At 70.4% G+C, this 13,019-nt stretch carries 11 protein-coding genes and 2 pseudogenes; 7 read left to right on the forward strand and 6 right to left on the reverse strand.

The window, feature by feature from the left end; genetic code table 11:
* The first annotated feature begins 25 nt into the window (after positions 1-25).
* The gene (locus JIW86_RS05045; protein ID WP_257552698.1) at positions 26-652 is read left to right on the forward strand and encodes a pyridoxamine 5'-phosphate oxidase family protein; all 627 of its coding nucleotides are present in this window, start codon (positions 26-28) and stop codon (positions 650-652) included.
* Here the strand turns inward: JIW86_RS05045 and JIW86_RS05050 are convergent.
* Positions 649-2,715, reverse strand: a complete 2,067-nt coding sequence (locus JIW86_RS05050; protein ID WP_257552699.1) for a SpoIIE family protein phosphatase — start codon at positions 2,713-2,715, stop codon at positions 649-651. The two genes, JIW86_RS05045 and JIW86_RS05050, sit on opposite strands and share 4 nt — an antisense overlap.
* Positions 2,716-2,929: 214 nt before the next feature.
* Here JIW86_RS05050 and JIW86_RS05055 point away from each other — a divergent pair, with 214 nt between their 5' ends.
* On the forward strand, positions 2,930-4,510 hold the full coding sequence (locus tag JIW86_RS05055; protein ID WP_257559220.1) for an oleate hydratase: 1,581 nt from the start codon (positions 2,930-2,932) through the stop codon (positions 4,508-4,510).
* Positions 4,511-4,528: 18 nt separating this feature from the next.
* Here JIW86_RS05055 and JIW86_RS05060 read toward each other — a convergent pair.
* A pseudogene (locus JIW86_RS05060) lies at positions 4,529-5,310 on the reverse strand (crotonase/enoyl-CoA hydratase family protein).
* Positions 5,311-5,440: 130 nt separating this feature from the next.
* Between JIW86_RS05060 and JIW86_RS05065 the strand changes: the two are divergent.
* Positions 5,441-5,638: a hypothetical protein gene (locus tag JIW86_RS05065; protein WP_257552701.1), complete on the forward strand. Its 198-nt coding sequence runs from the start codon at positions 5,441-5,443 to the stop codon at positions 5,636-5,638.
* Between the two features lie 40 nt (positions 5,639-5,678).
* On the opposite strand, the gene JIW86_RS05070 is transcribed toward JIW86_RS05065, so the two are convergent.
* Positions 5,679-6,224 (reverse strand): hypothetical protein, encoded by a 546-nt coding sequence (locus JIW86_RS05070; RefSeq protein ID WP_257552702.1) that lies wholly within the window; start codon positions 6,222-6,224, stop codon positions 5,679-5,681.
* Positions 6,225-6,487: 263 nt separating this feature from the next.
* On the opposite strand from JIW86_RS05070, the gene JIW86_RS05075 reads away from it, so the two are divergent.
* The 4 genes from JIW86_RS05075 to thpR all read left to right on the forward strand — a co-directional run bounded on the left by JIW86_RS05075 (position 6,488) and on the right by thpR (position 10,555).
* Positions 6,488-7,801, forward strand: a complete 1,314-nt coding sequence (locus JIW86_RS05075; protein WP_257552703.1) for a cytochrome P450 family protein — start codon at positions 6,488-6,490, stop codon at positions 7,799-7,801.
* A gap of 195 nt (positions 7,802-7,996) precedes the next feature.
* Positions 7,997-8,932: an amidohydrolase family protein gene (locus JIW86_RS05080; RefSeq protein WP_257552704.1), complete on the forward strand. Its 936-nt coding sequence runs from the start codon at positions 7,997-7,999 to the stop codon at positions 8,930-8,932.
* A gap of 52 nt (positions 8,933-8,984) precedes the next feature.
* Positions 8,985-9,941 carry a class A beta-lactamase gene (gene bla / locus JIW86_RS05085; protein WP_257552705.1) on the forward strand — a complete coding sequence of 319 codons (957 nt, stop codon included), beginning with the start codon at positions 8,985-8,987 and terminating at the stop codon, positions 9,939-9,941.
* A 29-nt stretch (positions 9,942-9,970) separates the two neighbouring features.
* Complete coding sequence (gene thpR / locus JIW86_RS05090; RefSeq protein WP_257552706.1) at positions 9,971-10,555, forward strand: RNA 2',3'-cyclic phosphodiesterase; 585 nt, start codon at positions 9,971-9,973, stop codon at positions 10,553-10,555.
* Between the two features lie 116 nt (positions 10,556-10,671).
* Here thpR and JIW86_RS05095 read toward each other — a convergent pair whose 3' ends face one another.
* From JIW86_RS05095 to JIW86_RS05105, 3 genes and pseudogenes are all read right to left on the reverse strand, one after another.
* Positions 10,672-11,202: a hypothetical protein gene (locus JIW86_RS05095; protein ID WP_257552707.1), complete on the reverse strand. Its 531-nt coding sequence runs from the start codon at positions 11,200-11,202 to the stop codon at positions 10,672-10,674.
* Positions 11,203-11,305: 103 nt separating this feature from the next.
* The gene (locus JIW86_RS05100; RefSeq protein WP_257559221.1) at positions 11,306-12,193 is read right to left on the reverse strand and encodes an arginase family protein; all 888 of its coding nucleotides are present in this window, start codon (positions 12,191-12,193) and stop codon (positions 11,306-11,308) included.
* A gap of 122 nt (positions 12,194-12,315) precedes the next feature.
* Positions 12,316-12,932: pseudogene (locus JIW86_RS05105) on the reverse strand (nucleoside/nucleotide kinase family protein).
* Between the last annotated feature and the right edge of the window lie 87 nt (positions 12,933-13,019).

The raw sequence follows: 13,019 nt of genomic DNA on the forward strand, positions 1-13,019 counted from the left end.
GCCCGTCCTGCCAGGAGAACGCCCCGTGACCGTGCCCCCGCCGCCCTTCGGATCAGCAGGTGAACACCTGCTGCAGCAGCAGTTGGGCACCGCCGAGCGCGCCGCCCGGTTCTACGACCAGCAGGTGCGCCCCTGCCTCACATCCGAAATGCGGGAGTTCATCGGCCGCCAGGCCATGGTCTTCCTGGCCACCGCCGACTCCCACGGAGAATGTGACTCCAGTTTCCGGGCGGGGCCGCCGGGGTTCGTCCACGTGATCGACGACCACACGCTCGCCTACCCCGAATTCCGCGGGAACGGTGTGCTCGCCAGCGCCGGCAACATGGCGGAGAACCCCCACCTCGGCATGCTGTTCGTGGACTTCACCCACCATCACGTGGGCCTGCACGTCAACGGTGTGGCCCGGCTCTACACGGACTCCGGCCTGCGTTCTCTGCATCCCGGGCTGCCCGTCGACGTGGCACCTGGCCGCAGTCCCGAGATGTGGGTCCAGCTGAGCATCGAGGAGGCCTACATCCACTGCTCCAAGTACATACCCCACCTGGAACCGGCCCCCCGTCCCGCCAGCCATGACGCCGCGCGCCCCAAGGACGCGAACTATTTCACCGGACGGCACGCCGCCCGGGGCACGCCGGCCCCGGACAGGGCCTAGCCGCCGATGCGGGCGACCAGGAGCGCGATGTCGTCGTCAGCCGCTGCCGGGACGAGGTGGGTGATCAGCGAGTCGCACACGTGGTCCAGCTGCCGCTGGGGATCCGCGAGGAGCTGCGTCAGTTCGGCCAGCCGCTCGTCGAGGTCGCTGCCGCGGGCTTCGATCAGTCCGTCGGTGTAGAGCACGAGGAGGCTGCCGGGAGGCACGTCGATCTCGGTGGGGGTGAAGGCGACTCCCCCGACACCCAGGGGGACGCCGGGCGGGGTGTCCAGGAGCCGTACCGTGCCGTCGGGGAGCGCGAGTGCGGGCGGCGGGTGTCCGGCCCGGGTGACGCTGCAGTGTCCGGTGGCCGGGTCGCAGACGATGTAGAGGAACGTGGCCAGCATCGGCTCGGCCAGATCGGCGAGGGCGGCCTCCAGCTGGTGCAGCAGCCCGACGGGCGAGAGGTCCAGGCGCGAGAGGGCCCGTACGGAGGCGGACAGCCGGCCCATGACCGCGGCCGCGGCGATTCCGTGTCCCATGACGTCGCCGATGATCAGGCCCGCCTTCCCGCCGGCCAGGGTCAGGACGTCGTACCAGTCCCCACCGACCTCGTTGACGTCGCTCGCGGGAAGGTAGCGGTGGGCCACGGCGATGCCCGGGGGCGGGGTGATGTGCTGGGGGAGCATGCTGCGCTGGAGGATGACCGCGGTCTCGTGCTCGCGGTGGTAGAGCCGGGCATTGTCGATGCTGAGGGCGGCGCGGGCCGTGAGCTCACCGGCGAGGGTGACGTCCTCGGATCCGAAGGGTCCTATCGGGCGGGTGCGGTAGAAGGTGGCGACGCCGAGCACCGACTCCCGTGCCACGAGCGGCGCCATGACGAACGAGTGCACTCCCACCGCGACCAGTTCCGCGGGCTTGACCGAGTGCCGACCGGCCGGCGCGATGGCCTGCTCGTCGAAGCGGGCGATCAGGAAGGGCTGCCGGGCCGCGAGGGACTGGGTGTAGGGGGCGGACGCGGGGAAGGCGAGCGTCCTGCCGAGGGGGGCGAGGATCTCCGTCACCCTGGATCCGGACAGGGGAGCCTTGCCGAGCCGCCGCAGGGCGACCCCGCCGGTCAGCCCCATGCCGGGGTCCTCCCCGCGCGCCAGCACGTCCAGGACATCCACGGTGACGGCATCGGCCAGGCGCGGCACGGCGAGATCGGCGAGTTCCTGCGCGGTGCGCTCCAGGTCCAGGCTGGAGCCGACGCGCATGCTGGCCTCACTGAGCATGGCCAGCCTGCGGCGTCCCGCTTCGGCTTCCACGTGGTCGCGCTGCTGCTCGGTGATGTCGACGAGGGAAGCGATGACACCGATCGGCAGCCGGGCGGGATCCTCGACCCGGACGTAGGAACACGACCACACCCGGTCGTGGTCCGGCTCGGCCGGCGTACGTCCGACACGGCGGCGATCCAGGACGGGACGCCCGGTCTCCAGGACCTGCCGCATGGCCTCCTCCATCTCCAGGGCGTTCACCTCCGGGAGGATCTCGGCCAGGCGGCGGCCCACATGCGCCGACTCCGGCAGGCCGTTCATGACTTCGAGCGCGGCGTTGACCTGCAGGAACCTCAGCTGTGTATCAAGAATGGCGATGCCGACCGGGGAGCGGGCGAACAGGCCGTCCCACACCGCCGACGACCCCCGGATGCGCCGTGCCGCGTGGGCATCCGCCGCGAAGACCAGCACCGTGGCCGCGCCGTGCTGGCGGTCGGACACCGGAGCGGCCCAGATCTCCACCTCCAGCGGGTGCCCGTCGCGGTGCCAGGCGGTCACGGTGCCCATCACACCCCGCCCCGAGGCCGCGGCTTCCCAGAGGGAGCGCCCCAGACTTCGATCGGCTCCCGGATGGAGCAGGTCCGCGATGTTGCGGCCCAGCATCTGTGGCGGGGCGTAGCCCAGCAGCTCCTGCGCGACCTGGTTCCAGCGCACGATGGTCCCGTCGGCGCTGGTGGCCACCAGCGCCACCGGCAGCGCGCCCAGCCATCCACCGGCGGCCTGCGCGGCGCCGCTGATCAGCTCGCCGACCGGGATCTGCTCGTTCATCTGGCACCTGCCACGGATCCATCGTCTGCCGGTCGGCGTGCCGCCGCCTCCCCGGCTGGCCTTCCCTGACGCACTGCCCGTACGCGATCACCGACGGTCACCATGACTGCGGGTGCTGGTCCGAACCGGGGATCCAGGGCCTTTCCCGGTGTCGCGCCGAGGGCATCAGGGGATCCGTGAAGGGCTGTGTCAGCCCAGGGAACGAGGGATGGCTGTGCCGAAGGCTTATCTGGTGGGCAGCGGGATCGCGTCGCTCGCGGCGGCGGCGTTCCTGATCCGCGACGGCGGATTCGCCGGACGCGACATCGTGATCCTGGAAGAGCAGGACCGCGAGGGCGGGAGTCTGGACGCGGCGGGTTCGCCCGAGACCGGTTACACCATGCGCGGCGGACGGATGTTCGAGATCCACTTCGACTGCACCTACGACCTCCTGTCTTCCATCCCCTCGCTGGACGACCCGGGCACGTCGGTCACCGAGGACACGTTCGCGTTCCACGAGGACTTCGCCTGGGAGGACCAGGCCCGCCTGGTGGACGGACACGGGAACGTCATCGACGCGCACTCGATGACGTTCACCGAGCGCGACCGTCTCGAGCTCGTGAAGTGCGTGGCCACCCCCGAGGCACTGCTGGACGGCAGGCGCATCTCGGACCTGTTCCACGAGGAGTTCTTCACCACCAACTTCTGGGCGATGTGGTGCACCACCTTCGCGTTCGAGCCCTGGCACAGCGCGATCGAGTTCCGCCGCTACCTCAACCGCTTCGTCCACCTGTTCAAGACCTTCGACACCATGTCGGGGATCTACCGCACCAGGTTCAACCAGTTCGACTCGATCGTGCGCCCCCTCCTGGCCTGGCTCACCGCCCAGGGCGTCACCGTCCAGCTGGGCACCCGCGTCACCGACCTGCGCCTGGCCGACGGCGACGAGCTGACGGTGGAGGCCCTCACCTGGGAGCGGGGCGGGAAGACCGGGGAGACCGCGGAGACGGTCATCGGCCCGGAGGACCTGGTGCTGGTGACCAACGGCTCGATGACCGCGAACTCCACCCTGGGCTCCACCGACACCGTCCCGGCCCTGGACACCACCTCCCCCAGCGGCGCCTGGCAGCTGTGGGAGACCTTGGCCGCCAAGCGTCCCGGAGCCGGACTGGGCGACCCGAAGGTGTTCAACTCCTCGACGAAGGACTCCACCTGGGAGTCGTTCACGGTCACGACCAAGGACCCGCTCTTCTTCAAACTGATGGCGGAGTTCAGCGGCAGCGAGGCGGGCAAGGGCGGCCTGATCACCTTCAAGGAATCCAGCTGGCTGCTGACCATCGTGCTGAACCATCAGCCGCACTTCCGCGAGCAGCCCGAGGACACGTTCGTGTGGTGGGGCTACGCCCTCTTCCCGGACAAGCAGGGCGACTTCGTCGACAAGCCCATGTCCGCGTGCACGGGCCGCGAGATCCTCGACGAGGTGCTCCAGCACCTGCCCTTCGAGGAGCGTCGGCGGATCCTGGACAGCTCCATCGTGATCCCCGCCATGATGCCGTACATCACCAGCCAGTTCCTGGTCCGCAAGGCCGGCGACCGCCCCCAGGTCGTCCCCGCGCGCTCCACCAACCTGGCGTTCATCGGCCAGTACGCCGAGGTACCCGACGACGTGGTCTTCACCGTCGAGTACTCCGTGCGCACCGCCTGGACCGCGGTCGCCCAGTTGCTGGGCCTCGGCAAGAAGCCCCCGGCCGTCTACAAGGGCGGGCACGACCCGAGGATCCTCGTCGAGGCCCTCGAGACCCTGCACCGGCGCTGATACCCGGGGTCGTCCGCATCAGGCAGACCCGCTGTCGAGGCCGTGGCGGCCGGCTCGGAAGCGAATCGGGCGGCTCCGGTCACGGCTTCGGCGGCGAGCGAGACGGTACCGTGCCCGAACTCGACGGCAAGGGCGGTGTTCTCGTCGAGGCCTTCCTGTTCGAGTACCGACATGCGGTCGTTGCGCATGCAGGTCTGCGGGAACTGCGCCAGGTGCGCCGCGAGTTCCTGTGCCTTCGCCAGTGCCTCTCCGACGGGGACCACGCGGTTGGCGAGGCCGATGTGGTGGGCCTCGGCGGCATCGACCGCTCTGCCGGTGAGGATCATGTCCATCGCCCTGCTCGTGCCGATCAGGCGGGGCAGCCGTACCGTTCCGCCGTCGATCAGCGGTACACCCCAGCGGCGGCAGAACACCCCGAACACCGCGCTCTCGTCGGCCACGCGAAGGTCCGCCCAGAGCGCCAGTTCCAGACCGCCGGCTACCGCGTGTCCGCTGATGGCGGCAATGACCGGCTTGGAGAGCCGCATCCGTGAGATGCCCATGGGGCCGTCGCCGTCCGCGGCGACCCGGTTGCCCTTGCCGTCGCTGATGGCCTTGAGGTCGGCGCCCGCGCAGAAGGTTCCGCCCTCACCGTAGAGCACGGCAACGGCCGCTTCCGGGTCGGCGTCGAAGGCACGGAACGCATCGGCCAGCGCCTGCGCGGTGGCCAGGTCCACCGCGTTGCGGACGTGCGGTCGGTTCAAGCTGATCGTCGTCACCGCGTCCTTGCGGTGGACCAGTACAGGCTCAGAGGAGGTCATGTCGTGCTCGGATGCCATGTGGTGCGTGTCTCCTGACTGGCAGGTCCGCCCGTGGACGCAGCGGAGTGGCGGACTGCCAGGGCCAGGGCGGGCCTGGGCCAGGACCGGCGCCCGATCGGAAGGTACTCAGATGACAGATCAGACGCGCGAACATGTCAATGCGCGGCCGGCCCCGTGCCGGCCGGAACGAGCCACCCGGTCGCCACCGGCTATCTGGAGCAACGCCACCCCGGGCGACCTGCTGCGCACCGCCTCCCTGACGCAGATCCACCGGCAGACCACGGCCGCCGGCCCCGCCCGCCGCATGGCACGTCTGCCCAGCCTCTGACGCCGGGGCTCCATCGCCGGCATGGCCTCGTCATCGACGCCTACTTGGGACGGGTGGTGCCGGGACGGCAGATCACCCTCGGGTTGTACGTCTCGAACACGCCCATGGGGTTCTGCTTCCACAGCCACAGGTGCAGCGCGTAGTGGACCGGCTGGCCGGGGAAGTTGCCGCGCTGCGGGCCCTTGAAGGGGGTGTCGAACAAGGTGGGCCGGTCGTCGTCCGTCGCCAGGTCCTGGTCACGGTCGTAGACCATCCACTGGACCCCGACCAGGCGCTTGCCGCCATGCCCGTCGTCCTCGTAGAACAGCGCGGTGGGCTTCGCCGGGTCGAGGGAATTGTCGAGCGAGTGGTTGAAGTGCGGGTAGCCGAGCGCCCCCGGTCCCGCCCGGTTGACGACGCAGTACTTGTCCGGCACATAGCCCGCCTTCACCGCGTTGGCGTGCTGGTGGAACCTCGCGGTCGCCTGGTACGTGATCGCGCGGGCGGCCGCGGCTCTGCCGGTGTCAGCTCCGGCGGCGGGAGCGGCGACGAGCGTCAGGACCAGCGAGGCGGCGGTCGTGAGGACCGGGGTGAGGGTTCGGGTCATGCTCGGACTCCTAGGGGCGGGCTGACATCACGAGCAGCCTGTCCCGCGATCCCCCGGCCCGCCACACGGCGCGACAGGTCGGCTGACCGCCGGTCGGGTGACGGCTCGTCGGGCCGCACGGAGCGTGTCCGTGCGGCCGGCCGCCGGGGCGCTCACCCCATCGAGCCAACGGTGGTTTCACGCTCCGCTCCCACAGGGAACCCGTGTGTCCGCAGAACTCGAGTGTCACGGGGTGTGGAATGGGTGCGGAAAGGGTGCGGAAGATGACGCAGGAGAACGCGACACCGAACGACCACGGTGCGCTGCACGACCTCGTGTCGGCCGTGTCCAGGGGTGCGCCGGAATACCGGGCGTGCCCCCATCCCGTCTACGCCGCACTGCGCGAGCAGGCACCGGTGTGCCGGCTGACGCCTCCGCACGGGGTCGACACCTATCTCATCACCCGCTACGAAGACGCCCGGGACGCCCTGTCGGATCCGCGCTTCAGCAAGGACATGCGCGGGGCGATCGACACCTACCACGCCGTGTACGGCAGCTTCTTCGACGCTCTCGACGACAACGTCCTGAACTCGGACCCGCCCCGGCACACGCGGCTGCGCCGAGTTCTCCGGAGCGGCTTCACCCCCCGGCGGGTGGAGGAAATGAGGCCGAAGGTCACCGCCATCGCCGAGAGTCTGCTCGGTGCGTGCGGGAAGAGCGACGCGGTCGACCTGATGTCGTCGTTCGCGTTCCCGCTTCCCATCGCGGTCCTGTGCGACCTGATGGGCATCCCCGAAGGGGACCGTCCCGAGATCCTGGCCCACTTCGGGGTGGTGTCGCGCGCCAGGTTCGATCCTCGGATGGGGGCGGAGCTGCAGGCGGCCGAGGAGTGGCTGCGCGACCGGTTGGCGCAGCTCATCGCGTACACGCGCGCCCATCCGTCGGATTCGTTCCTCACCGACCTCATCCGGGCGGAGGAGGGGCTGGATGACGCGGAACTGATCTCGTCGTTGTGGGTCCTCTTCTTCGCCGGCCACAAGACGACCGCATTCCAGATCGGCAACTCCGTGCTGAACCTGCTGCTCCATCCGGATCAGCTGGAGAAGCTCCGGAAGGACCCGCTGCTGATTCCGCGGGCGGTCGAGGAAATCGTCCGGTTCGAGGGATCCGTGGAGATGTCGACCTTCCGGTACGCGACGCAGGACGCGGAGGTCGGAGGAACGGTGATTCCCAAGGGCTCCCTCGTCCAGATCGCCATTACCTCGGCGAACCGCGACCCCGGGAAGTTCGACTCCCCCGACGTCCTGGACGTGACCCGCGAGGGACTCCAGGGCACGCACCTGGGCTTCGGCCACGGCACGCACTACTGCCTGGGCGCGCCCCTGGCGCGGCTCGAACTCGAGATCGCCCTCGCCTGCCTCCTGCGGGAGTTCCCCGAGATGGAACTGGCGGACGCGGAGGCGAGCAAGGGGGCGTGGCTCAAGGGACCGATGGCGGCGTTCCGTGGGCTCCAGGAACTCCGGCTCGTCCTGGAGCCGCCCCGGCCGGCCCTTCACCCCGCCCCGGTGTCCGTGGCCTCCGTGGCGTCCGGAAACTGACCAACTGACCCAGCCCCGACGGACGGTGGTTTTGGCATGACAGATTCCGCGAGCACCTCCAGGCTAGGCCTCCTCGGAACGTCGGCGGACGAGCCGCTGACTTCCGCTGCGGGCACCGAAGAGATCGTCGGTCTTGCACGGGATTCCTCCGCCCCTGGCCTGACGGACGTACACGCGACACAGTCGAAGATCGACATGCATCATCACTTCTGTGCGCCGGAGTGGCGCGAATGGGCCGCGCGGCACGGGCTCGTCAAACCCGAGAAGCTGCCTCCGTGGTCACGGCTCGACACCGAGGCCGCGGTCGGCTTCATGGACCGGGCAGGCATCTCGACGGCCGTCCTCAAGCCCATGCTCCCGGCGCGCTACCGCTCATCGGCGCAGCTGCGTGAAGCCATCAACATCACGCTCCAGTCGATGCTCGAGGTGGCGAGTTCGCATCCGGGCCGGTTCTCGTTCTACGTACCGCTCTTCCTCGATGACCCCGACGCGTCGTCCTGGGCCGTACGCCGCGGGCTCGGGCAGCTCGGCGCCGTCGGCGTGAACGTGACGGCCAACTACGGTGGCGTCTACCTGGGCGATCCCGCCTATGACCGGGTGTTCCACGAGTTGAACGACCTTTCCGCCGTGGTCGACACCCATCCGCACAATCTCCCGGACGGCGCGCCCGGAGCGGTGACGGTTCCCGGCATTCCGAACTTCATGTGCGACTTCCTGCTGGACACGACGCGGGCCGCCGTGAACATGATCGTCCATCGGACGCTCGACCGTTTCCCGAACATCTCCGTCATCCTGCCGCACGCCGGCGGCTTCGTGCCGTACATCGCCGGGCGCCTGGAGGCACTCGGACGGTTCTGCGACCCGCCCCTGGAACCCGCCGCGGTCCGCGACCACCTGCGGCGCTTCTACTACGACACGGCCGGTCCCATGGCCGGCGCGGCGACGCTCCTCGACCATGTGCCCGCCGACCACATCCTCTTCGGCACCGACTGGCCCGCCGCCCCCGCGGACACCGTGACGAAACTGGCGCTCCCTGCTCTGGAGGAGGACCCCGCCTTCAGCTCGGAGCAACTGCGCGGGATCTACCACGACAACGCACTGCGCCTGATCCCGCAGTTGGCAAGCGTCTGACGGCCGGCGGTCGTGGAACCGGCTTGATCGTCCCTGGCGTCTCCGTGGTCACATGGCCGTACAGGGCCGTACAGCGAGAGGAGAGGCCGACGTGAAGACCGTGGGCGCCTTACCGTCCCGTCGGGCAGTACTGACTCTGGGCGTGGGGACGGCACTGGCTGCCGCGCTGCCGGGGAGCGAGGCCCATGCGGCGTCCTCGCCCGGCGGGGAGGGCCTCGTCAGACAACTGCGCGAGCTGGAGCGGGAGCACGGAGCGCGCCTCGGGGTGTTCGCGCGCGACACCGGCTCCGGCCGGACCGTTCTGTACCGCGCCGACGAGACCTTCCCCATGTGCTCGCTGTTCAAGACGCTCACGGCCGCGGCCGTGATGCGCGACCTCGACCACGACGGCGAGTACCTGGCCCGGCGCATCCACTACACGCAGAAGGACGTGACGGACGCCGGCGGCGGCTCCGTCACGCAAAAGCCCGAGAACGTGGCCGACGGTATGACGGTGGCCGAACTGTGTTCCGCAGCCATCTCCCAGAGTGACAACGCGGCCGCCAACCTCCTGCTCCGCGAGCTCGGCGGCCCCACCTCGACAACCCGCTTCTGCCGATCGCTGGGGGACCGTACGACCCGGCTCGACCGGTGGGAGCCCGAGCTGAACTCGGCCGAGCCCTGGCGCGTGACCGACACCACCAGCCCCCGCGCCATCGGGCGGACGTACGCGCGGCTCACGCTCGGCGACGCGCTGACCCCGCGGCACCGGAAGCTCCTCACGGGATGGCTGCTGGCCACGACCACCAGCGGCGACAGGTTCCGGGCCGGCCTTCCTTCGGACTGGGCCATCGCGGACAAGACCGGCACCGGGGCGTACGGGACCACCAACGACGCGGGCATCGCCTGGCCGCCCGCACGGCCGCCCGTCGTGCTGGCCGTCCTCAGCACCAAGCCCGACGCGGCCGCGCCGCGTGACGACGCCCTGGTCGCGAGGACCGCCGCCCTGCTCGCGGCCGCGCTCGACTGAACCATGCGCGGCACTGTACGAAGTCCTATGTGAACGAACAGATTCAGGCCGAGACCGTTCGGATATTCGTCGCTCTCGCTCCGCCCGACGATGCGAAGGAGGAGCTGGCGCGGGAGCTGGGCTCCGCCTACGACGCGTACCCGCGCATGCGGTGGAACCGCATCGAGGACTGGCACATCACCTTGGCGTTCCTCGGAGAGCTCCCCGTCGCGACCGTTCCGCTCCTGCGGCCGCCGCTCTCGGCCCTCGCGGCGGCGCGCCGGCCCGTACAACTGGCGCTGCGCGGCGGCGGCCACTTCGACGAGCGGGTGCTGTGGAGCGGGATCGACGGGGACCTCGAAGGGTTGCACCGGCTCGCCACCGAGGTGCGCGCCGTGGTCAAGGAGTGCGGTATCGCTTTTGAGGAACGGCCGTTGCGCCCCCATCTGACGCTGGCCCGATCCCGCCGGGGCGACCCCTCCAGCGTGATCGAGGCCGCCGCCGGACTCACCGCGTTCAACGGCCGCCGGTGGCAGGCCGAACGCCTGCACCTGGTCGGCAGCAACTTCAGCCGTGGCCCGGGACCGATCCGCTACCGCGACATCGAGGCCTGGAGCTTCGGCGGCGGGTGCTGAAAACCCCCGCGCGGGAACGGGACGGGAACGGGAAAGGCCTCGCCGGTGTCACACCGACGAGGCCTCGATCCCGCTGAACGCGTCGACTGGGGCCGGGCCTCAGTCGACGCGGTGTGTCAGACGGAGCTCTTCGCCGCGGTGGAGACGACGCACTCCTTGTACTCGCTGCCGTCGCCCTTGCCGGTGTACGGCGTCGTGGCCTCGGTCTGCCGGGAGGCACCCGCCTTGACGGTGAGTCCGGTCACCTTGGCCTGGGCGAGGTTCGCGCTGGAGGTGGTGTCCCCCTGGAACTTCATGGTGATGTTGTAGGTGTAGTCCAGCGAACCGCTGTTGGTGACGGTGATCCTGGCGACCAGGTTCTTGCGGGTGTCGTCCAGCTTGCAGCTGTCGATCTTGATGTCGCGCTCGGCCTTGTTGTTGCTGCTGGAACCGCCGGGCACGGACCCACCGCTCGAACTGCCGCTGGTGCTGCTGCTCGAGCTGTCGCTGTCGTGGTTACCGCCGGTGGTACCCCCGCTGGAGCTGCTGGAGCTCGAGCCGGAATGGCTGCTGCCGCCGCAGCTGGCGCCGTGGGAGCCACGGGCTCCGGTGAGTGCGACGACCGCGATACCGAAGACGGCAACCGCGCGGACATGGCGAAGCTTCACGTTCAACCCCGTTGAAATATCAGTAACTGTGACCACCCGCCTTGACGGGCACACGTCACCCTAACAGCGTGCGCAGACAGTCGGCGATCGGCTGGATCCCGACTCAGCTCGTGCCGTCGGTCCGTGCCGACAGCCCTCGGCGCAGGCATGCGGTGAGGCGCGCCCCGATGGTCCCGCCGGGGTCGAGGCGGGGGTTGAAAATCGTGACGTCGAGGCCGACGGCCCGTCGGTCGGCCAGTGCCGTGCACAGCACGCTCTCCAGCTCCGACCAGGTCAGCCCTCCGGGAAGGCGGTAGTCGACGGCGGGCATGACCGCGTCGTCCAGGACGTCGACGTCGAGATGGACCCAGTAGCCGGCGCTTTCGCCCTGCGTGAGCCGGCCGATCGCCCCACCCGCGGCGGTGGCGGCGCCGACCGCGCGCACAGCGTCCAAGTCGATCGCGTGGAGGCGTGGCGGCAGCGGTTGCATCCCGGCCTCGCAGGACTCGGCGGAGTCGCGGAAGCCGAAGGCGACGACGTCCTCGTCGCGGAGCAGGGGCCCGCGGCCTTCGAGGTCGGTGAGCAGCCGGGGTCCGCGGCCCGTGGCCAGGGCGAGTTCCATCGAGGCCGCCTCGCCGGCCGGCTCTGCCGAGGGCTGGTAGAAGTCGGTGTGGCCGTCGAGGAACAGCAGGCCGTAGCGGCCGCGGCGGCGCAGGGCGAGGAGGTTGCCGAGCAGGATGGTGCAGTCTCCGCCGAGGACCACGGGAAAGCGGCCGTCGTCGAGAACGGCGCCGACCGCGTCGGCCAGCCGGACGGAGTACCGCGCGATGCCGGCGGGGTTGAGGATCCCGGTGTCAGGGTCCCGCCGGGGGTCGTACGCCGGTGCCTCGACCCTGCCCGTGTGCAGCGCCCCGGGATGGTCCAGCAGACCGGCGTCGAGCAGAGCCGCCGGCAGGTCCTGGACCCCGGACGGGCGCAGCCCCAGTACGGACGGTGCTTCGATGATCGCCATCTCGTGCACGTCTCAGCCCCTTCGCCGCCCGGTCGAGGACCGCACCCACAGACTCATGATCCCGCACCACCGACACCTCTGCCGAGCCGGAGGCCGCGGGTCGGGGCGGCGCGGGCGGGGGGTCAGCCGGTGCCGAGCACCAGGTCGGCGCGGTGGCGGCCCGGGGCGATGAGGCGGGCGTTCGGCTCGTCCGAGCGGGCCACCCACTCGCGTGCGTACGCCGGGTCCTTTCCGTGGCGTACGTGCCGGTCGACCAGGCGCCGGACCCGCAGGTCCTCGTCCGGGGCGAGGTACCAGGCCTCGTCCAGCAGCGGCCGTACCGACGCCCACTCCCCGCGTCGTGCAGCAGGTAGTTCCCCTCGGTGATCACCAGCGGTACGCACGGGGTGACGGGGATGCTGCCCGCGATCGGCTCCTCGAGCGAGCGGTCGAAGGCGGGCGCGTACACCGTGGCCCCGTCGGCTCCGCGCAGGCGGCGCAGCAGGGAGACGTACCCGGCCACGTCGAAGGTGTCCGGGGCTCCCTTGCGGTCGGCCAGCCCCGTCCGGGCCAGCTCGGCCTGGGCGAGGTGGAACCCGTCCATCGGGACCACCACGGCCGTCTCCGGTCCGAGCGCTTCGGCGAGCCGGGCGGCCAGCGTCGACTTCCCGGCCCCGGGCGGTCCGGCGATGCCGAGGATCCGCCGGCTGCCCCGGGTGGCCAGCGTGGCCGCCCGCCCTGCCAATTCCGTCGTCTGCACCTGCGTATCCTGCCCGAGCAACACGCCCGGCGTCTTCCCACCCCGACGCCCCGGCCCACACCCCACGAACGACGCCGATTCGCCCTC

Origin of the sequence: Streptomyces sp. NBC_00162 (assembly GCF_024611995.1) — a bacterium.
Classification (GTDB): Bacteria; Actinomycetota; Actinomycetes; order Streptomycetales; family Streptomycetaceae; genus Streptomyces.

Coding starts and splice junctions, on each gene's coding strand:
- JIW86_RS05050 (WP_257552699.1), bottom strand. CDS start 2,715: ATGAACGAGCAGATCCCGGTCGGCGAGCTGATCAGCGGCGCCGCGCAG.
- JIW86_RS05065 (WP_257552701.1), top strand. CDS start 5,441: ATGACAGATCAGACGCGCGAACATGTCAATGCGCGGCCGGCCCCGTGC.
- JIW86_RS05070 (WP_257552702.1), bottom strand. CDS start 6,224: ATGACCCGAACCCTCACCCCGGTCCTCACGACCGCCGCCTCGCTGGTC.
- JIW86_RS05075 (WP_257552703.1), top strand. CDS start 6,488: ATGACGCAGGAGAACGCGACACCGAACGACCACGGTGCGCTGCACGAC.
- JIW86_RS05080 (WP_257552704.1), top strand. CDS start 7,997: ATGCATCATCACTTCTGTGCGCCGGAGTGGCGCGAATGGGCCGCGCGG.
- bla (WP_257552705.1), top strand. CDS start 8,985: ATGGCCGTACAGGGCCGTACAGCGAGAGGAGAGGCCGACGTGAAGACC.
- JIW86_RS05100 (WP_257559221.1), bottom strand. CDS start 12,193: ATGGCGATCATCGAAGCACCGTCCGTACTGGGGCTGCGCCCGTCCGGG.